At 42.1% G+C, this 20,651-nt stretch carries 17 protein-coding genes and 1 riboswitch; of the genes, 1 reads left to right on the forward strand and 16 read right to left on the reverse strand.

Going from position 1 to position 20,651, the window contains the following annotated elements; all coding sequences use genetic code 11:
• Positions 1–18: 18 nt before the first annotated feature.
• The 6 genes from NIE88_RS14690 to NIE88_RS14715 form a co-directional block, all read right to left on the reverse strand.
• Positions 19–2,430: a glycogen/starch/alpha-glucan phosphorylase gene (locus NIE88_RS14690; protein ID WP_253063233.1), complete on the reverse strand. Its 2,412-nt coding sequence runs from the start codon at positions 2,428–2,430 to the stop codon at positions 19–21.
• A 312-nt stretch (positions 2,431–2,742) separates the two neighbouring features.
• Entirely contained in the window at positions 2,743–3,978 is a 1,236-nt protein-coding gene (gene glgD, locus NIE88_RS14695; protein WP_253063234.1) for a glucose-1-phosphate adenylyltransferase subunit GlgD, read from the reverse strand.
• The gene (locus NIE88_RS14700; protein ID WP_373689443.1) at positions 3,965–5,110 is read right to left on the reverse strand and encodes a glucose-1-phosphate adenylyltransferase; all 1,146 of its coding nucleotides are present in this window, start codon (positions 5,108–5,110) and stop codon (positions 3,965–3,967) included. Before NIE88_RS14700 ends, glgD begins: the two co-directional genes overlap by 14 nt.
• A gap of 377 nt (positions 5,111–5,487) precedes the next feature.
• Positions 5,488–6,915 carry a glycogen synthase GlgA gene (glgA, locus tag NIE88_RS14705; RefSeq protein ID WP_253063236.1) on the reverse strand — a complete coding sequence of 476 codons (1,428 nt, stop codon included), beginning with the start codon at positions 6,913–6,915 and terminating at the stop codon, positions 5,488–5,490.
• 41 nt (positions 6,916–6,956) lie between these two features.
• On the reverse strand, positions 6,957–8,903 hold the full coding sequence (glgB, locus tag NIE88_RS14710; RefSeq protein ID WP_253063237.1) for a 1,4-alpha-glucan branching protein GlgB: 1,947 nt from the start codon (positions 8,901–8,903) through the stop codon (positions 6,957–6,959).
• Positions 8,904–9,217: 314 nt separating this feature from the next.
• Complete coding sequence (locus NIE88_RS14715) at positions 9,218–10,147, reverse strand: 5'-3' exonuclease (protein ID WP_290446513.1); 930 nt, start codon at positions 10,145–10,147, stop codon at positions 9,218–9,220.
• A 146-nt stretch (positions 10,148–10,293) separates the two neighbouring features.
• Here NIE88_RS14715 and NIE88_RS14720 point away from each other — a divergent pair, with 146 nt between their 5' ends.
• Positions 10,294–11,151 carry an alpha/beta fold hydrolase gene (locus NIE88_RS14720; protein WP_253063238.1) on the forward strand — a complete coding sequence of 286 codons (858 nt, stop codon included), beginning with the start codon at positions 10,294–10,296 and terminating at the stop codon, positions 11,149–11,151.
• 63 nt (positions 11,152–11,214) lie between these two features.
• Here NIE88_RS14720 and NIE88_RS14725 read toward each other — a convergent pair whose 3' ends face one another.
• The 10 genes from NIE88_RS14725 to trpD form a co-directional block, all read right to left on the reverse strand.
• A complete protein-coding gene (locus NIE88_RS14725; protein ID WP_253063240.1) occupies positions 11,215–11,703 on the reverse strand; it encodes a QueT transporter family protein in 489 nt (162 codons plus the stop codon).
• A gap of 8 nt (positions 11,704–11,711) precedes the next feature.
• Positions 11,712–11,760: riboswitch (PreQ1 riboswitch) on the reverse strand.
• A 364-nt stretch (positions 11,761–12,124) separates the two neighbouring features.
• Complete coding sequence (locus tag NIE88_RS14730; RefSeq protein ID WP_253063242.1) at positions 12,125–12,805, reverse strand: zinc metallopeptidase; 681 nt, start codon at positions 12,803–12,805, stop codon at positions 12,125–12,127.
• Between the two features lie 178 nt (positions 12,806–12,983).
• A complete protein-coding gene (locus tag NIE88_RS14735; RefSeq protein WP_253063244.1) occupies positions 12,984–13,772 on the reverse strand; it encodes a sporulation protein YpjB in 789 nt (262 codons plus the stop codon).
• A gap of 109 nt (positions 13,773–13,881) precedes the next feature.
• Complete coding sequence (locus NIE88_RS14740) at positions 13,882–14,427, reverse strand: YpiB family protein (protein ID WP_253063246.1); 546 nt, start codon at positions 14,425–14,427, stop codon at positions 13,882–13,884.
• Positions 14,428–14,490: 63 nt separating this feature from the next.
• Complete coding sequence (locus NIE88_RS14745) at positions 14,491–15,747, reverse strand: tetratricopeptide repeat protein (RefSeq protein WP_253063248.1); 1,257 nt, start codon at positions 15,745–15,747, stop codon at positions 14,491–14,493.
• 195 nt (positions 15,748–15,942) lie between these two features.
• Positions 15,943–16,758, reverse strand: coding sequence for a tryptophan synthase subunit alpha (gene trpA / locus NIE88_RS14750; RefSeq protein ID WP_253063250.1), 816 nt, complete (start codon positions 16,756–16,758; stop codon positions 15,943–15,945).
• Positions 16,755–17,987: a tryptophan synthase subunit beta gene (gene trpB / locus NIE88_RS14755; protein WP_253063252.1), complete on the reverse strand. Its 1,233-nt coding sequence runs from the start codon at positions 17,985–17,987 to the stop codon at positions 16,755–16,757. Before trpB ends, trpA begins: the two co-directional genes overlap by 4 nt.
• Positions 17,941–18,630 carry a phosphoribosylanthranilate isomerase gene (locus NIE88_RS14760; RefSeq protein ID WP_253063254.1) on the reverse strand — a complete coding sequence of 230 codons (690 nt, stop codon included), beginning with the start codon at positions 18,628–18,630 and terminating at the stop codon, positions 17,941–17,943. The genes trpB and NIE88_RS14760 overlap by 47 nt, the downstream gene beginning before the upstream one ends.
• A complete protein-coding gene (trpC, locus tag NIE88_RS14765) occupies positions 18,611–19,396 on the reverse strand; it encodes an indole-3-glycerol phosphate synthase TrpC (RefSeq protein WP_253063285.1) in 786 nt (261 codons plus the stop codon). Before trpC ends, NIE88_RS14760 begins: the two co-directional genes overlap by 20 nt.
• A 4-nt stretch (positions 19,397–19,400) precedes the next feature.
• Entirely contained in the window at positions 19,401–20,426 is a 1,026-nt protein-coding gene (trpD, locus tag NIE88_RS14770; RefSeq protein ID WP_253063256.1) for an anthranilate phosphoribosyltransferase, read from the reverse strand.
• Positions 20,427–20,651: the final 225 nt, after the last annotated feature.

Here is a 20,651-nt window from a genome sequence, read left to right on the forward strand (position 1 = left end):
CCTCGTTCTTTACGCGATTTAAAGAGGATGGACCTTTGACGATACATCCCAAATCTGGCTCGCATATTGCTGCACTGTATAATCAGACGAGAAGATACCGGCACCGGCAATATTAATGAGCGCCATTCTCTGCCATTTGAGCGTATCACGATAAAGATGATCGATTCGTTCTTGTACAGCCGCATAGGAATCAAAATCTCTTAAAACGAAGTATTCATCACCATACTGAACCAATGAATCAAAGATTGAATGTCCTTCTGCCTCCGCGCCTGGTATTGTTCCGTCAATGAGTGCATCAAGTATACGGTGAAGGACAGGATTGCGTTCGTAGTAATTGCGCGAATGGTAGGAGCCGTCTCGATAATATTGATAGACTTCATTCTCGCGCAATCCGAAAATCATGATATTTTGATCGCCAACACGATCCCTGATTTCAACATTTGCACCATCAAGTGTAGCCAGTGTAATCGCTCCGTTAAGCATAAGCTTCATATTGCTCGTTCCCGAAGCTTCCTTTGATGCTAGTGAAATCTGCTCACTTACATCTGCTGCAGGTATTATTTTTTCAGCTAAAGAGACTCCATAATTCTCAACAAAAACAATTTTTAATTTGTTCTCAAGCTCTCGATCCTGATTGATAAGATCAGCAACCGAATTAATGAGCTTGATGATTTGTTTAGCATACGTATAACTTGGCGCTGCTTTAGCACCAAAAATAAAAACTCGCGGCTGAATATCGGCCTGCGGATCATCCTTGATTTTAAAATATAAACTTAAAATATGCAGCAAATTAAGCAGCTGCCTCTTATATGCATGTAATCTCTTAATTTGAACATCAAAAATTGCATCCGTATTAATCTCCAGATTCATTGTCTGCTTAATATATTCGGCAAACCGTTCTTTATTCAACTGCTTAATTTGTGCCAATTCATGCAAGGTATCCTTATCATCACGAAACGCCTTTAACATATTCAATTCAGTAGGCGTCGTTTCCCATTCGTTACCGATTTTTCGCTGGATCAGATCTCTGAGCGGTTCATTTGCAAGCATTAACCAGCGCCGCTGCGCGATCCCATTGGTCTTGTTGTTAAACTTCGATGGATAGATTAAAAAGAAATCATGAAGCACTTTCTCTTTAAGAATGGTTGTGTGCAGCTGAGCCACACCGTTAACGCTGTGACTCCCGATGATCGCCAAATGAGCCATCTTGACATTTCCGCCTTCAACGATACGTGTTCTTTCAACAAGAGCAGATTCAAACAAAGTGCTCATTTTCATCGTAAATCGGCGATCAATTTCGCAAATAATCTGATCAATGCGGGGCAACAATGAACGTATCATGTCGATCGGCCATTTTTCCAGAGCTTCGGACATAATGGTATGATTCGTGTAGCTCATCACATTAACGGTCACATTCCAGGCGTGATCCCAATCCATATGTTCTTCATCAAGCAAAAGGCGCATCAGCTCAGGAACACAGAGAGCAGGATGCGTATCATTTATATGAATCGCTACTTTTTCTGCAAGGTGATTCATGTGCAGATGCATTTTCTTATAATGACGAAGGATGCTCTGTATGCCTGCAGAAACAAAAAAGTATTCTTGCTTTAGTCGAAGTAAACGCCCCTCATAATTCGAATCATCCGGATACAGTACCTCCGAAATGCTTTCAATCTGATTCCGTTGGTGAATATATGACCAATAATCAGTGATATCATCCTTTGGAGGAATCTCTGCCGACCAAAGACGCAATGTATTAACCGTACTGTTATCATATCCGATCACCGCACTGTCATAAGGAACCGCCAAAACATCTTGAGTGTCTGAATAATGCGGTTCAAGAACACCTGCTGCATTTTGTTCGAGCCATACTTTGCCGTAAAAACGTACCGTTACCGCGGCATGCATTTTTCGTGTTTCCCAAACATTTCCGTTCTGAAGCCAATTTTCCGGTAGTTCAACTTGATAACCATTAACAAATTTTTGCTTAAATAAACCATATTTAAAACGAATGCCATTACCATGGGCAGGAATTTCACTCGTCGCCATTGAATCGATGAAACAGGCTGCTAATCGGCCAAGTCCTCCATTACCCAGCCCGGGATCAGGCTCAATGGTAATAAGCTGTTCGAGATCAATTCCGAAATCCTGCAATCCGTTTCGGACGGTATCCAGAATACCTAAATTAAGTAAATTGCTTTTCAGCATACGTCCAAGGAGAAATTCCATCGAAAAGTAATAAGCCTGCTTCTTCTGTTTTTCAATGTATTGCTGATTCGTACGGCTCCAATTTTTTGATGAATACGAACGAAGCAAATTGCCTAATGTAAAAAACTGTTCTGTTGATTCAGATTCCGAAATGTCCATTGAATAAACTTCAGTCAGCATTTTCTTAAAATCCTCTTTAAACTTTCGTTTTGATAGATCCATATTTTCACCATCCTTCGTTCATCGTTATAAGACTTGCTCCATTAAAAAAGCAATCAAAAACAGCCGTGAATTTGCCTGAACAAGCAGCGATGATTACGAAACAACGAATCGTTTCAATGGCACATGCAGCTGCTTATTCTGTCCGGCTGTTTCAGAATGCAACGATCTTTGATGACTGACGGACGCGGCTTTTATTTCTGCTATTAACCGATCATTCCCGAAAACAGCAGACTTTAAAAGCCGCCTTAGCAAAATTCGGTTAGAAATTGTATTTTTCAGAGTTTCCGACGAAGAAGATTTCTTACAGACCTTTTATTTGTGTGTGAAAAGCGTATCAACATCCTGTTTATTTACTCTGTTTTCCTGACTTTTCATCTGTGCCATTTCCGAAGTCACTCCTTCGGAAATTCTGCTGATTACTGAATTTTTTTCAATCACAATGGGTTTATTCTTCGTTCCAATTAATTTTGTATTCGGCTCAATTCGAACTTGTTTATCTAGGATGACATAGTGCAGTTCTGCTCCGCTGCCTATTGAACTGCCTTGCATAATAATTGAGCTGTTGACAACAGTATTCTTTTCAATCGTCACATTGCGGAAGATCACCGAATGTGCAACTTCTCCATGAATAATGCAGCCATTAGCAACCAATGAATCTTCGACATCTGAGGATCGGGAATAGAAGGTTGGCGCTTCGTTTTTCACCTTTGTATGAATACTTTGACTTCCCTTGAGCAAAGCTGTCATATTTCGCTCCTCAAGCATATCCATATTAGCCTGATAATAGGCTTCTACTGAATTTATATTTCTTAAATAGCCGGTGTATTCAAAGCCGTTGGAAGGCAGATTCACAATTGCTTGATGAAGAACATCGTTTAAATTGCAGTGCTCGTTCTCAGCCACTGCATTGCGAATCAACTTTGTTACTAATTCTGTTTTTAAAATATAGATATCCATATTAATAAATAATTGACCCTTACTTTCACTCATACCGCATGATTTAAGACCGCGCACGTGACCATCTTCGTCTATTGTCAAGCATGATGCATTTTTATCCTCATTATCCTGAACAGAAGTTGATTTATAGACTACCGTTATTTCCGCACCTTGTTCAATATGATGACGCAATACTGCTTTGACATCAATATTGCAGAGCATTCGTGTTCCCATAATAACCGTATATTCAGATTCAGATTTATCGAAGAAGGCTATATTATTAAAATAATTGTAGATGTCTCCCTCATGGTTGACTCCGTTGCGGTTTCCATCTGTACCCGGATCGGAAAAGAAAAACAATCCACCATGTATACTGTCCAATCCCCATTCTTTTCCGCTGCGAACATGATCGTAAATTGAACGCAAATTGTCATGTGTAAAGACACCGATGGTCTCAACTCCGGCTGTGGTCAAATTCGTTAACGGCAAATCAATCAGCCTGTATCTGCTGCAAAAAGGCAAACTGGCAATCGGGCGGTAAAGCGTCAATGGATAGGTAGCCAGCCTTGATTCTGTCAAATTGAGAATTCCGCACATTTTATTCCGTCTCATCATTCAGCCCCCCTACAATTTCATTGTAACCAACAACTTCAATTGATTGGTCTCCGATGACCTGAGCGTTATTTGCAAATACAGCGTGCTCGCCAACGATCGCATGATCAATGGTCACATTTTTTCCGATCACTGTGTTTGCCATAACAATAGAGTCCTTAATGACCGTGTTTGCACCTATTTTCACATTTTGTGAAATAATTGAATGATTAATCTCGCCACTGATGTAGCAGCCGTCAACGATCAATGATTCTTTAACCTTTGCTCCGGATGCAAGATAATGCGGAGGAGCAACCGGATTCTTTGAATAGATACGCCAGCTTTTATCGCGAATGTTTAACTCATGGTCAGGGTTAATGAATGCCATGTTCGCTTCCCAGAGGCTTTCAATCGTACCAACGTCCTTCCAATAGCCACCGAATGAATAAGCAAATACATTCTCTCCATTGGCAAGAAAGGTAGGAATAACGTTTTTCCCAAAATCGTCCATATTCTGACCCGTTGCGTGACTTTCTACCAAATAACGACGTAGAACTTCCCAAGTAAAAATATAAATACCCATTGATGCCAAATTGCTTTTAGGCATTGCTGGCTTTTCTTCAAAATCAATAATTCGATCTGTATTATCCGTATTCATTATTCCAAATCGCGACGCATCAGTAAGGGGTACATGAACAACAGCTACGGTTGCCGATGCTTTCTTCCGTTTATGAAAGTTGAGCATGTGTTCATAATCCATTTTGTAAATATGGTCTCCAGACAGAATCAATAAATAAGTCGGATTATGGCTGTCGATATAACCAATGTTTTGATAAATCGCATGAGCAGTTCCTTGGAACCATTTTTCACCGTCGAGACTGGAATGCGGCTGTAAAATGGTCACACCGCCTTCCTTATGATCAAGTCCCCAATGTGAGCCGTTGCCAATATGACTGTTTAGTTCGAGCGGCTGATACTGGGTTACAACACCAACGGTTCGAATACCTGAATTAGAACAATTGCTCAAAGAAAAATCGATAATACGATATTTACCTCCAAAAGGGACTGCCGGTTTTGCAATTGTTCGTGTGAGCTTTCCCAAGCGGGATCCTTGGCCACCTGCCAAAATCATTGCAATCATTTCATTTTTCATCATTCTGGGAAAAGAATGGTGAGACCACCCTCTTCCACACACCCCCTTCGCTCACTGTAAGTTCATTTAAATACATCATATGAAAGGTAACGTAAAAACATCGTAAAAAACACATTCAGAAAATAACTTTTGGGGTAAAAATAGGAAGATCGGCGCAAATGATGCAACCGCTTACATACGTATTTTTAACAATAAGCACAAAAAGAAGAATTATGGAAACATTCCCAATGAACTCCTGCAATTTACCCTTTATGATCCAAATAATTGCCTGAGGTCAATGGAATTTTATCTCCATAACTATTATATAACAGATTTAAGGATTTGAGTGCTAATTTGTTGATAAAGTTCTGAATTTTTACAGGATCTAAAAATTACCTTCATTTGGTGAGGTTTTGATACAACTGAACATATTCCTTTGCCGATTGCGACCATCCAAAATCTAATTTCATCGCTCGATTTGCTAATTGGTGAAATTTCGATTGCTGATCTTTAAAAAGTCGAACAGCACGTTCAACTGTATACAACATGTCATGCGCATTGTAATTCGTAAAACTAAAACCGTTTCCTTCACCAGTGAACTCATTATATGAAAGAACAGTATCCTTCAGGCCGCCTGTCTCTCTGACGATGGGCAAACTACCGTAACGCATAGCAAGAAGTTGACCAATGCCGCATGGTTCAAAGTTTGATGGCATCAAAAACAGATCAGATCCGGCATAAATTTTACGTGCAAGTCCGTCATCGAAAAAGATGTTTGAAGAGAGTCTGTTCGGGTACTGTTCGGCCAACCATCGAAATGCGTCCTCATCCTCTCGATCTCCAGTGCCCAGCAAGACAAATTGAACATTAAGCCGCATCATTTCATGAAACACACGAAGTACCAGGTCAATTCCTTTTTGTCCGGTCAGCCGCGTGATCATCGCAATCATAGGTATCTCAGTATCAACATTGAGATTGAGCTGCTTCTGAAGTTCTGTTTTGTTCGCTCGCTTTCCATCAGAATCTCTGTAATTTGCAAATAAGTGTTGATCCGTTTCCGGATTATAACGCTCATGATCAATGCCATTAATGATCCCGCGAAGCTTGCCGCTCCTCCAGCGAAGAAAGCCATCGAGTTTTTCCCCATAATAAGGCATTTGAATTTCTTGTGCGTACGTACGGCTGACTGTTGTCAGAAAATCTGAATAAGCCAATCCTGCTTTCATGTAGCTTACTTGATCGTAAAACTCAAGTCCGTCTTTATGAAAATACGAAAAATCAAGATTGAGAAGGTCACTTAATACCGATTTTGAAAATACGCCCTGATAACGCAGATTATGAATGGTAAACACGGTGCGAATGTCTTTGTAGAATAATTGATTTCTAAAATGAGCGTCTAACAAGACGCTTACCGAACCGGTTTGCCAATCATGGCAGTGAATCACATCCGGTTTATCAAATAAATGCGGAAGAATTTCCAAAACCGCGCGTGAAAAAAAAGCGAATCGCTCTGCATCATCATCATACCCATAACAGCCTGAGCGTCCAAAATAATACTCATTATCTAAAAAGTAATAATGAATCCCAGATTGTTCAAGGTGAAAAATTCCACAATATTGATTTCTCCAGCCAACCGGAATAAAAATATACTTCATGTAAGTCATTTGTTTCAAGTAAGCAGAATTAAGATCTTGATATTTAGGAAGAACAATACTAACGTGTACATCTTCTTTCTTCAACGCTATTGGCAATGCTCCGACTACATCTCCCAATCCACCGGTCTTAATAAATGGGACACATTCAGATGCGGCAAACAGCACATTCATCTCTCTCTCTCCCTTTTCACTGATGATCATCTTTCTTTTTCTCATATTTGATCATAAGCAGTCATTGTTTTTCTTTTCTTTGTCTCCTTCATCAGAATGCTCATTCCTAACGGCGGAATGGTCAGTTTTAGGTGATGCGCCTGATTATGAAACGGTTCGTCTACCGATTCAATGGATTCGCGATTACATTGCCCCGATCCGCCGAAAGCTTCCGAATCACTATTAAACAATTCAAGATAGTTACCGTTCGCTGGTACGCCAAGTTTAAAATTTTGATAAACATTCGGTGTGAAATTACATATAACGAGGCAATAATCGCCCTTTCGTTTTCCTTTTCTGATAAAACTGATCACGCTTTGATCAGCATTGTCGGCATCAATCCACTCAAATCCTTCCTGTTCATGGTCCAGTCGCCACAAACACGACGTTTTCTGATAGAAATGATTCAACGCAACCGCGTAATTATGGAAAGCATGATGCATTGGAAAATCAAACAAATTCCAATCCAACTGCTCCAAATCCTTCCATTCGTCAAATTGAGCGAATTCACTGCCCATAAATAATAATTTCTTCCCCGGATGGGTCATGAAATAACCATACAAAACGCGCAGGTTGGCAAAGCGCTGCCATTCATCGCCTGGCATTTTGTTCAGCAACGACCGCTTTCCATAGACCAGTTCATCATGTGAGAATGAAAGAATAAAATTTTCCGAGTAGGCATAAAGCATTGAAAAAGTAATTAAATTGTGATGATCTCGCCGTTCAAAGGGATTGAACCTCATATATTGCAAAATGTCATGAACCCAGCCCATATTCCATTTGAAATTAAAACCAAGTCCGCCTTTGTCGGTCGGTCCTGTCACCATCGGATAATCTGTAGCTTCCTCGGCAATCATCAATGCGGAAGGAAATTTAGCATATACAGCCTCATTTAGCTTTTTAATAAAATCAATGGCTTCTAAATTTTCATAACCGCCATATTTATTTTTTAATTCAAAGGGTAGATCATTATTATGGTTCAAATGAATCATTGACGACACGGCATCAATGCGAAATCCTTCGACATGATAGACATCCATCCAAAAACGTGCGTTGGATATTAAAAAGCTGACAACCTCATTTTTACTGAAATCAAAGTTATACGTCCCCCACTGAGGTCGGTCCGCAAGCTTAGGGTCGCACGGTTCATAAAGCGGTGTGCCGTCAAATTTTCCAAGACCATGTGAATCACGGCAAAAATGTGCGGGCGTCCAATCAAGAATGACGCCTATCCCTCGGCGGTGGCATGTGTCGACAAAATACTTAAAATCGTCCGGGCTTCCGAAACGACTCGTCGGTGCAAAGTAGCCAGTAATCTGGTATCCCCAAGAACGGTCATAGGGATGTTCCATAATCGGCATCAGTTCAATATGTGTAAAACCGTTTTCAAAAACATAATTAACGAGCTCATCAGCAAGTTCTCTATAGGTCATCAGTCGATCATTTTCCGCTTTTTTCCATGAACCGAGATGACATTCATAAATTGCCATTGGCCGATGGTAATCATCAATTTTCTCCCTCTGCCTCATCCATTTGGCATCATGCCACTCGTACCGATCGAGACGGCACGTCAGAGATGCCGTGTTCGGTCTTGTCTCAGCGTAGAATGCATAGGGATCTGCCTTCAAAACAATTGCTCCTGAAGGTGTTTCAATCGCGTATTTATAACGTTCCGCAACCCCAATGCCTTGAATAAAGGTTGTCCAAACTCCCGACTGTTTCACTGGATTCATCTTGTGTTTGCCCGCTTCCCAATCATTAAAGTCGCCGACAATAGAAACCGCACAGGCGTTTGGGGCCCACACTGTGAACCGAAAACCACCAGTGTCGCCAATTTGTGTATAATGAGCACCGAATACTTTGTAACCCTCGTGCAAAGTTCCCTCATGGAAGAGGTACAGATCAACATCATTGGGAGATAACTGCGGCTCATTTTCAATTGTTAACATTGACCCACGTCCTTTTTGTATTTTTATGGATTGAACGATTCTCTCAAGTTCATTTATCGTATTTTTTTCATTTGCCAGAGCTATTGAAACCACTAATTTTTTTAATGTTTATAGTAACATTCAACGGAAATCGTTAAATTCCTTCATCAATAGACGACTATTTTTGTCGAAATAGAGAAAATAGTAAAAATTATTTATGCTAAAAAAAGCAAAATCAGTTCTGATTTCCCTTTTTTAAATGATAATTAATTTTAAGATCTGTCCACTGATCAAATACGAGATCAAACTCATTTCATCATCCATGCGTTTATTATTTACAGAGACGAATCATGAGCTAAAAACTCATTGTCTAATCCCTTTCGTTGCCATCGCTGCGTTACAAGATCATATTTTACTAACCGCATTCCAACCTGATCAACTTTCTCAACAAACGCATCAGTGATTCCCGCATAACTGGCATTCTCCAAATCCAAGGAAACCGGCGCATGGCAATTAATTTCTGCTAATTGGTGTGACAGATGAAGCATATCTAAATCCACGCTGATTTTTTTCCGCTGACCACTTGGCAGCATGTCCAGATGATCGATTATTGCTTCAATACTTCCAAATTGTTTAATCAACTTAATGGCCGTTTTTTCACCGATACCGTGAACACCCGGATAACCATCGCTTGAATCACCCATTAACGCTTTTACTTCAATGAATTGACGAGGGGTAACACCGTAATGATCATAGAAGATTTTTTCATTAAAACTGCGATAATTGCCATATCCTTTTTGAAGAATAGCTACATGAATGCGCCGATCCAGCAGCTGTAACAGATCTCTGTCTCCTGTAACAATAAAGACATCGATTTCTTCCTGGGCTTTCTTAGCAAGTGTGCCAATACAGTCATCTGCTTCAAATCCGGACACACCGATATTCGGAACACCGAATGCATCAATCATTTTCTTCGCAAGATCAAATTGTGGAACCATTTCTACAGGCGGAGCTGCTCGGTTTGCTTTGTATCCGTCGAACAATTCATTGCGAAAGGTCTTTGATCCCATATCCCAACAAACAGCCAGATGCGTTGGTTTTCTGCTTTGGATAGCAATCAGGAGATGACGCAAGAATCCCTGAACGCCATTAGTTGGGATTCCTTGATCATTGAACATAAACTGACCGGTGGGTGCCGTTGCGTAGAATGCTCGAAAAAGCAATGCCATTCCGTCAACAAGTAATAACTGCGGTTGATTTGCCAAAAAAAATGCCTCTCTTCATTTAAACTTACTTCATTATATCATGAACAAATTTCAAAACTGGAACAAATAAACGGTTTTAAAAATCTGCCATTTGCGATAAGCTAGAAAAAGTGATCTCCGGACGGATCAGTAATTGGAGGTTTTTTATGAAAGTTATCCATGTTCTTTCACTTTTTATTGCCATTGCATTAATCACCGTTATCTTTTCTTGCTTTTTCAGCAAAGCAAGCATTCATCAATTGAAAAGCGTTGATTCATCGATGAAAACAGCCGCAGCTCAGACCAATAAACAGCAAATTCCCACCGTATTCATTCACGGATGGAAAGGTTCGGAACGCTCATTTCGCACGATGTTTCAGCGCTTACAGGCGAATTATGACGGACCCGAACGGGCGATTGTAATCACTGTCGAGCCGAACGGTGTCACTAAATCAAGCGGCAAAATGAAGAATCAAAAAATCCCTTTAATTCAGGTCATTTTTGCGAGCAACCACGAATCTATGGAACAGCAGGCCGACTGGCTGAAGAATGTCTTTTTTGTTCTGAAACGCGATTATGGGATTAAGCAAGTAAATGTTGTTTCTCATTCAATGGGGGGAAAGGCTTTTACTTGTTATCTTGAACAAATAAACGTACCGTCTGACTATCCTTCAATAAAGAAATATGTAGCAATCGCTGCCCCGTTTGATTGGATCAATGGACCGCTTAATGACAAGGACTACACCATTGAACAACTTCAGCAGAACAGCTATTTGTTTCAGCATCGCAGCCGCCTGCCGAAAAATTTAAATGTATTGGCAATCGCCGGAGAAATGCGAAATCCAATAGAGGGTGATGGAGTCGTTTCACAACAGAGCGCTTTTTTCGGCCGTTATTTTTTTAACCATGCTCATTATCAGGAAAAAACAGTGTATGGATCGAACGCACAGCACAGTATGCTCCATGAAAATCCCCAAGTTGATCGAATGATCGCAGAATTTTTATGGACTATTCATCCGAAATAAAAAACAGCCATACTTCGGCGGATTAATCGCAAAAGAAAAAAGCGCTCAAAATCGAGCGCTTTTTTAAATCAGTTTTTCAAATGGGATTCTGCGACTGATCGCGTACATAATCGGAGCACCAATTAACATGACAGCACACTCGCCAATTGCGACTGTAAGCCATGTCCACAGGAACGGCCAGTGAAATACGATGGCCAGTTCCCATGCGATAAAGCACATTGTTACAGTAAATATAGCTGTATTGACCAGCATCCGCACCCAAATATTTGCAACATACTTGGAAACAATGATCGTTATTAAAAGTGCTAATACAGACTGTCCCGTGCCAAAGATCAAGTCATAGGGAAGAAGCGGCGAAAAAAATAAATTACCGATGAATACGCCGCAAATAATTCCCCAAAAGTACTTCTTGTTAAATACGACAAGATGATTCAGCATCTCAGCAATTCTGAATTGAATAGCAGAGAAACTGATCGGCTGCAGAAAAAAAGTAAGCACGATATACAATGCTGCTAGAATCGCATTGATCGCCAACATTCTAATGGTCTTCATACAAAGACTCCTCCTTAGTTTTTTGATAAACGTGGGATGGTTTCGAACCACGTGAGCATTCGCTCAAACTACTCTATTGTAATATAAAACAAGTGTTTGTCAATTTTATTTTTTTGTCATAAGAAAAACCGGGCAAAAAAACGCCCGGTCCTTAATCTCCAGCCATGTTTGATTGATTTGTGTCTTACGGTTCTGAATCGTCGCTTCGGTTACTCACTTGCCGCGGGCGCACCGCAAACCTCCTCAGACAGGCAAGAATCTGCGGGGTCTTGCTGGTACGCTAATCCCGCAGGCGTCTCGCACCTGCACGTTTGTTCCACGACCTTTTGCTTTACTGTAAAATCATAAACTTCCTTAACTTGTAAAAAACGCTGTCTGCGCTCAGACAGCGTTTTTTGATTTATTGAGCTACTTCGTGTACTTACTCTTCGCGATTGGACATTGTGATCATCAGGATAAAACGAATGAGTTCCATCACAGATACCAACGCTGCAGCAACGTAAGTCATGGCCGCTGCTGATAACACTTTCTTCGCTTGTTTTTGTTCGCTCTCCTGAACAATACCCAATGAAACAATCTGTTTCAGAGCCCTCCCAGATGCATCGAACTCAACCGGAAGCGTGACTAACTGAAAGAGAACTGCGGCAGCAAAAAATAAAACGCCGAGCGAAGCAAGCTGCATCATACCAAGGAATACTCCAGCCAGGATAAGAATATAGGACAGATTTGATCCTAAGTTAGCAACAGGTACAAGCGCACTGCGAACCCGCATAAATGTGTAGTCCTTGGCATCCTGAATCGCATGCCCCACTTCATGAGCAGAAACAGCTGTTCCTGCTATCGAAGCACCATGGTAAATATCGGTTGATAAATTAACCGACTTATCACGCGGATCATAATGATCAGTTAAAGACCCGGAAACCTCCCTAACCGTTACATCATAAAGACCATTTGCATCTAAAATACGTCTCGCTGTCTCGGCACCAGTCATACCTGTTGAATTGCCGATCTCAGAATACCGTGAGTACGTCGAACGGACACGCATCTGCGCCCAGATAGGGATCAGCATTAACACGCCTAAATAAATCAGGTATTGAATCATGCTCATTCCTCCAAAACTGATCATTTGTAAATGTTCCGAACCGAAGCAACGCCCTTCTAAAGCATACGCAATCAACTGTTTAACGCATTCGTCAAGTCGTTCTTCTTCTCAGTGAACAAACATCTATATAGTCAATTTTAGTCAAACTTTGATTGTTTGTCAAAACATAGATCTTTTGTTACCTTATGTGTTCCCTGCGCAAACGCTCGCCAACATAACGTCGCCAGGACGTATAAGCCAGGACACAAACAATAATTCCGCCAATAACTGTGGCAAGCCCCACCATACTTTCCTCATTGTTTTTCAAAGATTGATCGAATACATCATTCAATTCGTGCTCAATCATCGTTAATTGCTGAATTCTTACGTTCGTTTTTAAGCTCTTGTCTCGCTGATCAGCAAGTGTGTTTATTTGCTTATTGACCAAACTGACCGCATCAGATTGTCCGTCAATAACCATTGCCGGATAAACAACCGCATATTTATCAAGAAATTCATTGAGATAATATTGAAAACGTTGATGATCCTTTTTCTTAACTGCGGATTTCATTTTAGATACAGATGCTACAACTTCAGAATGCAAATTTTTCCATAATGGTTTCCCATTTGGTGCAAGAGCATCGAAGCTTAACCGCAGCGAAACGGCAGCATCAGTGACTTCGCGCTGATCTTCACCTGAATTGGCCATCAATATCTTTAATTTAGCTATAGCCGTGTTAATAACACGTTGATCTTTATCAGAATAGTTTTGTGGTGAGCGGTCCCATTCCTTACTAAGTTCATTGAGCAAGCTGAAAGCTGCAGTATCTTGATTTGCATCGGTATATTGAAAGACACGATCAGATAAATTGATCAATTCTTCCGTATGATCTTTGGCAGCCTGTATATCTTTTTCTGCTCGTCCCTGTACAGGAAATCCGATAAAAAGAATGAAGGAAATAAATATGGCAAACAGCTTCGCATTCATTGCTTGTCCTCCTTTTAACTCCTAGTAGTGACTATATGAGTCATAGGACAAGAGTAGACCGCTGAAGTCGTTTGCCATCAAAATTTTCATTTTACAGTTTATTATTCATTTATTTTTGCTGTCTCCGCAATTGATTTAATTGCTTGGACAATAAGTAAAATTGATCCTGATCTCCGTGGTCAAGCGCCTCATTAATCGCCTTATTTAATCGATCAGCAATAAAATTCCGTTCAGCTTCAACAGTCGCGTAATCCGCCATTGTTCCATACTTTTCATGTACATCTACTATGTTGTTCGGGTTTTCTTCCAGAACAGAAAAATAGATTGGTGAGCGGCGTACCATTTCAATGTCCAGTTCCAAGTACACGTCTTCCTCTTGATTCATGCGCAGATCATGAAATGCTTTTTCAGGATCATTGGTTTCAACAGTTGTTTTAACATAACGAAATATAGGACGATCATCATCAGCGCATGCAATCGTGATCGAGCGGTTAACACGCGCCACTTCATCAACAATATGGATCACACCAAGCAATTTATCGTTGCTCATCAGATAATGGAGCAGCCAAATGATTTCCCGGTTGGCAAGCAAATGACGATCTAAAATCCATCGAAAAAACGTTTTTTTCTGTCCATTCGATACTGTCTGTTCCATTCTGTCGTACCCTCCTGTTCCGCTTTCACACTTATCATTCTTTATAATGGTTATATTCGCCGTTCAGCCTTGTTCATCCTGCCTGATTCGCTCAACAAATGAAGCAAGATCTTGATTTTCCGGACTCAATTGTGATGCTTTTTCTAACAAAATCAAACCCTCTTGCTGCTCTCCGGTTTCTCTTAAGAATTCGCCATACTCCTGCAGAAATTCGGGATTGTTTGAAAAAGCTGTGCAGCATCTTCTGTATAGGCCAGCTGCCTTTTTTAAATCATCGGTTTGATTATATGCAGTGGCCAGAAACCAAATGAGTGTCGGATCATCGCTTTCAACAGATGAAAGCAAATCGATCACCGCATCATAATCTTCTTTCTGAACATTTAATTCTGCCAAATGTGTTAATGCATTCATGTTTTCCGAATTCTGTTCAAGACACTTTTTGAAGTATTCCGCTGCTTTATCTTTATCATGCAATTTAGTGGCTAATATTCCTGCAGATTCATACATTCTTTCATTATATTCATCCTGTACAAGGCCCGCCTCAATAGCTTCCATTGCTTTATCCAGCTGCCCCTCATGCTCATAGGCTTCTGCAAGTACAGAGTACAGCGTGCTATAGCCCGGATCCATCATTTTTAAGGCTTCCAGCGCTTTTATAGCCTTGCGATGCTTATGAATCTGCATCGCTGTAACTGCTAAACCGAATAAACCGTCAAGTGTTTTTTCCTTCTTTAATCCAAGTTCGTACTCCTGTATGGACGCTTCAAAATTACCGCTTAGACTAAGTGCTTCCGCAAGTTTCAAATGAACATTCTGATCTGCAAGCTCCTTATTTTCCTTTACTTCGATGAAGCAATCCACTGCTTTGCCCGCCTCGCCAATTGATAAGTAAAGTTCACCAAGCGCAAAAATCAGAATCGGCTGATGCGGCGAAATCTTAAGCGCACCGAGAAGTTTATTTTCCGCAACTTCATCGAGCCCTTCAAGTTGATAAAGATCTGCTAACATAACCTGTGCACTCAAATAGTTTTCGTCTAACGAATGTATTCGCTGTAAATATTGAATCGCCTGTGATTCCTCATTTTTATCAATTAAAAGTCCTGAAAGCTGCAGAATAAGTTCGCTATCGTTTGGATAACGCTTCAGCAACGTTTCATACATTTCCTGAGCATCATCTAAAAAACCATATTGCTGATAAACAGATGCTGCACCGAATTGTGTCTGGTCATCTCCACTTAGAACAAGATCATGAAGCAGCCTGATTCCCTCTTCAGTTTGTCCACTGTCTAATAGTGCAGTCGCTGTCTCTAAAGTACGCATCTTTTCATTCCTCCCTAAAAAACCGAACAATGACCCTTTAGCCATCATAATCAACTTTCAGGCTGACTTCAAGAAGGATCAACTGTGATTGTACATTTTCATTAAAAGACGAGCAAAGGAAAGGGGGTTGGTTGGAGGAAAATAAAAAAGTCTTGACGCCATTAGGCAATCAAGACCGGAATACTTCATTAAAAATTAATTTACTGGCGCCATCAGTTTTTCACAAATCTGCCGGCGGATCTGATCAACGGCACCGGAACGAGTCGCTGGATCATTTAATTGTTTCGTACACTGCCCAATTAACGAAACAATTGCACTTCCGACGATGAAACCATCAGCATTATTTTCAAGTTTCTCCACCTGCTCAAAAGACGAAATGCCGAATCCTACAGCAATCGGTATTTGACACACCTTTTTCACACGTCTCAGAAATGGAAAGACATCCGGATGGAATTTCTTTCTTACACCGGTAACGCCGAGTGATGATACGCAGTAAATGAAGCCTTGCGCCTCTCGGCAAATCATGCTCAACCTGTGCTTCGAGGTTGTCGGCGCAACAAGGGAGATCAGACTCATATCCTTCTTAAGGCATGAGTCTGCGAGCAATCGGCTCTCCTCATAAGGAAGGTCGGGCACAAGAAGCCCGTCAACGCCAACAGTTTTTGCTTGTTGAAAAAAGACGTCGACACCGAACTGCAAAAGTACATTCGCATAAGTGAAAATAATAACCGGTATCTTTAAGCCCTGTCGGCGCATTGTCTTAACAAGTGTCATTGCATCAAGCAGGGTTTCCCCGTGACTGAGTGCGCGTTTTGAGGCTTGTTGAATTACTGGCCCGTCAGCCAAAGGGTCAGAATAAGGAATTCCAAGTTCAAGCGCGTTCGCTCCGACTGATTGGAGCATGAGCGCAATTTGGATCGTTGATTCATTGTCAGGATCTCCGGCGGTAATAAATGGAATAAACAGCATGCCCTTATCTTTGGTTATATATTCACGCATTCTGTCTGTCATCGGTGATCACCGCCGTTTTTTTCATCCATCACATGCAAAATTGTATGCACATCCTTGTCTCCACGGCCAGAAAGGCATACAAGTATGTTTTGATCAGGTTTCATTGCCTTTGCCTTTTTCATTGCCAGAGCAAGCCCGTGTGCGCTTTCCAGCGCCGGAAGAATACCTTCGAGTTTCGATAATTTAATCAGCGCGTCAACCGCCTCATCGTCTGTAATCGCCTCATAGGTTACGCGTCGTGATTGACATAAATAGGCATGCTCAGGTCCAATTCCCGGGTAGTCCAGTCCCGCTGAAATAGAATACGGCTCGGTAATCTGCCCGTTTCGATCCTGAAGAAGATACGTTTTCATGCCGTGAACAATGCCGATACTTCCTTTAGTCAATGTAGCGGCATGGGCGTCGGTATCAATTCCTATGCCTCCTGCTTCCGCACCAAATAACTGAACGGGATCATTGATAAAAGCGGTGAATAATCCCATCGCATTGCTTCCTCCGCCGACACAGGCAAAAGCAGCATCAGGCAGCCTCCCAAGTTTATCAATCATCTGCGTCCGTGCTTCATCACCGATTATTCTCTGAAAATCACGGACAATCATCGGATAAGGATGCGGTCCGACGACCGACCCGTCAATGTAGGCCGTATCCTCAACATTTGCCGCCCAATAACGAAGCACTTCATTGACCGCATCCTTTAATGTTCCATTTCCTGAATGAACGGGAACAACTTCTGCACCCAGCAGTTTCATCCGAAATACATTTAGTGACTGGCGCTTCACATCGACAGCCCCCATAAACACCTTGCATGGCATGCCTAAATACGCGGCCACTGTAGCAGAAGCCACTCCATGCTGCCCGGCACCGGTTTCTGCGATGATCTTCTTTTTCCCCATTCTGCGTGCCAGCAAAGCCTGACCGACGGCATTATTGATTTTATGAGCGCCGGTGTGATTCAAATCTTCTCGTTTCAAAAAAATGCGAGCACCACCGATTTGATTGCTCAACCGTTTACAAAAGGTTACCGGTGTCGGTCTTCCGGAGTATTCATGTAAAATTCGCTGGTAATCGTTTAAGAACAACGGATCATCCATTGCTTCTTTAAAGCCTTGTTCAAGTTCCAACACAGCGTGCATCAATGTCTCCGGAACGTACCGTCCGCCAAATATTCCATATCGCCCGTTTTTATCTGTACTGTACTTTTTCTCCAACTGAGGCTGCTTTATCACCATTACCACACACCTTCTCTTCAATTTTTCGTATTAATCTCCGGTCTTTATGATGCGCTCGCTCAATACCTGACGCCAGATCAATCCCAATTGGACGAAAGCGCAATAGTTTAGAAATGTTTTCTGCGGTAATTCCTCCGGCGACAAAACATGGGACATGCTGACGAACTGCCTCACGCATATATTCCGGTACGCTTGACCAATCAAACGAGATACCGGTACCGCCAATCTGTCCCTTTACTTTCGTATCAATGACAAACCCTTCGACACGATTCCGATAGCACCGCATCTTGCAAAGTGTCATTTTATCGTGATGCATTGCCTTCCATATCGGCAGGCTTATTGCCCGTTTGATTGAAGCAACCTGCTCAGGCGATTCCTGCCCGTGAAGCTGGATCAGGTTCAGCGGAACTTCTTGCAGTACCGAATTTATCTTCTCAAGGGAGTCATCGGCAAAAACGCCAACTAATTTCTTGTCAATTATTGGCCCCAACCGTTTCACCCAGTCCGCAACCTGCTTTGGTTTTACCGTTCTTTTACTCTTGTCTGTAAAAATAAATCCGATAAAATCTGCTTGGCTTTCGACAGCTGCTTGCGTATCTTCGAACGATTGATTTCCGCAAAATTTAAGTAAGGGACGTGTCATGAAAAGCACTCCCACTAAATAGCTCGCGGATTTTCTCTTCTGGCGAATCCGAACAGATCAGTGCCTCACCGACAAGTGCGGCATGGGCGCCTTGCTTCAAAAGATAACAAATATCCTGAGCATTGCGGATTCCGGATTCACTGATCATGACCGCTCCCTTTGGAACAGCAACAGCCACCTCTTTCGTGACAGACAGTCTCGTCTCAAATGTTCTTAAATTGCGATTATTGATACCGATAATCTCCGGAGTAAATTCTTGGAGAACAGATTCTAATTCGCTCACGCTGTGCACTTCCACCAGCGATTCCATACCGCGTTCTTCTGCCGCCAAGTAGAACTCATGGAGTTCCATGGGATCAAGAGCAGCGGCAATCAAGAGAATGGCATCAGCGCCGCAGCGGGCAGCTTCCTCAATCTGCCTTTTGTCAATGATAAAATCTTTACGCAGAACTGGAAGTTGAACCTTCGCCTTGACAGCTTTTAAATTCTCAATTGAGCCATGAAAATAGGTACGGTCAGTGAGCACACTGATCGCGTCGGCACCTGCGCACGCATAGGCTTCCGCAACGTCGCCTGCCACGATTCGGCGTGCAAAAACCCCCTTCGACGGCGACGCCTGCTTCACTTCTGCAATTAATCCTAATTTGTGATTTGGGTTCGTCAGAGCTGTCTTTAGAGAATAATGAACGATTGACTCCTCACCTTTTTTCGGCATTGAAAAAACAGCAAGTTCATCCGCCTTTGTCTTCACTATTTTACTGAGAATGGATTCAGACATGGGCGGTCTCCACCGTTTGCCGGCGCATCAGATTCAACTGATTGAGAGCTGCTCCGGAATTTATCGCTTCTCGAGCTTCATGGACACCCTCTGCGATTGAATGGGTTTTGCCTGAAACATAAAGCCCTGCACCGGCATTTAGTAGAACAGCATCAGCTGCGGTTTTATTTTGCCTGCTGCCTGCAAATATCGTTTCAATTAATTCCGCACTCTCTTTCGGATTTTTGACTTGGATATCAGCTGCGTTACCGACAGAGAGACCAACATCTTCCGGGGTTAATGAAAAGGTCTGTATCGCCCCGTTTTCAATAAGAAAAGCATCCGTACGTCCGGCAATGGTCAGTTCATCCATACCGTCTTCACCGGTCACCACCAGCGTTTTTTCTGTTCCAAGCTTCACAATCGCCTGCGCATAACGTTCGGCAAGAGCTACGCTGTATACTCCGAGAAGTTGACGCTCAGCACCAGCCGGATTGGTCAATGGTCCAAGCTGATTAAAGATCGTTCGGAAACCAAGCGCTTTGCGCGGTTCAATCGCATATTTCATTGATGCATGATAAAGCGGTGCAAATAAAAAACACATATGTGTCTGATCAAGCAATTCAGACGCGTATTCCGGCGTTGATCGGATATCAATCCCCAGTGCTTCCAACGCATCGGCAGCCCCGCTGGTCGAGGAGACTGATCGATTGCCGTGCTTAGCAACACAGATACCCAGAGAAGAAAGGACAAGTGCTGCTGCTGTTGAAATATTGAAGGTTGCGGTACCGTCGCCTCCTGTCCCAACAATGTCAATGAGCGGATGCTTATAGTGAAGCGGTTTGGCATGGGCACGCATACTGCGCACGGAACCTGCCAATTCATCAACCGTTTCTCCCCTCATACTGAGAAGGGACAAATAAGCGGCTATTTGGCATGAAGAAGCCTTTCCTTCCATGATTTCATCCATCATCTCTGCGGCTTCTTGTTCTGAAAGCTGTTTTCCTGCTACTAAATCCTTCAATGTTTCTGTGAACATGGGCTTCACTCCTCTTTTTGAGGAATGAGCGGGTGTGAGTTGCTTAGAGGGGATTCAAGGATCAAAATAAATAGATCGGTGAATAACAGTAAACCCCACAGAGAGTCCTGTGGGGTGTAGCGGCAATAGTAAGAAACCCTCAGCTCTTCTCAACTGTGCTCATTCTCTTTTCTCATCTCAAAATAATCGGCCGATCGCGCCCTCCGGCTCAATCCGACCCCTACA

Origin of the sequence: Sporolactobacillus shoreicorticis (genome assembly GCF_024125445.1) — a bacterium.
In the GTDB taxonomy this organism is placed as follows: Bacteria; Bacillota; Bacilli; order Bacillales; family Sporolactobacillaceae; genus Sporolactobacillus; species Sporolactobacillus shoreicorticis.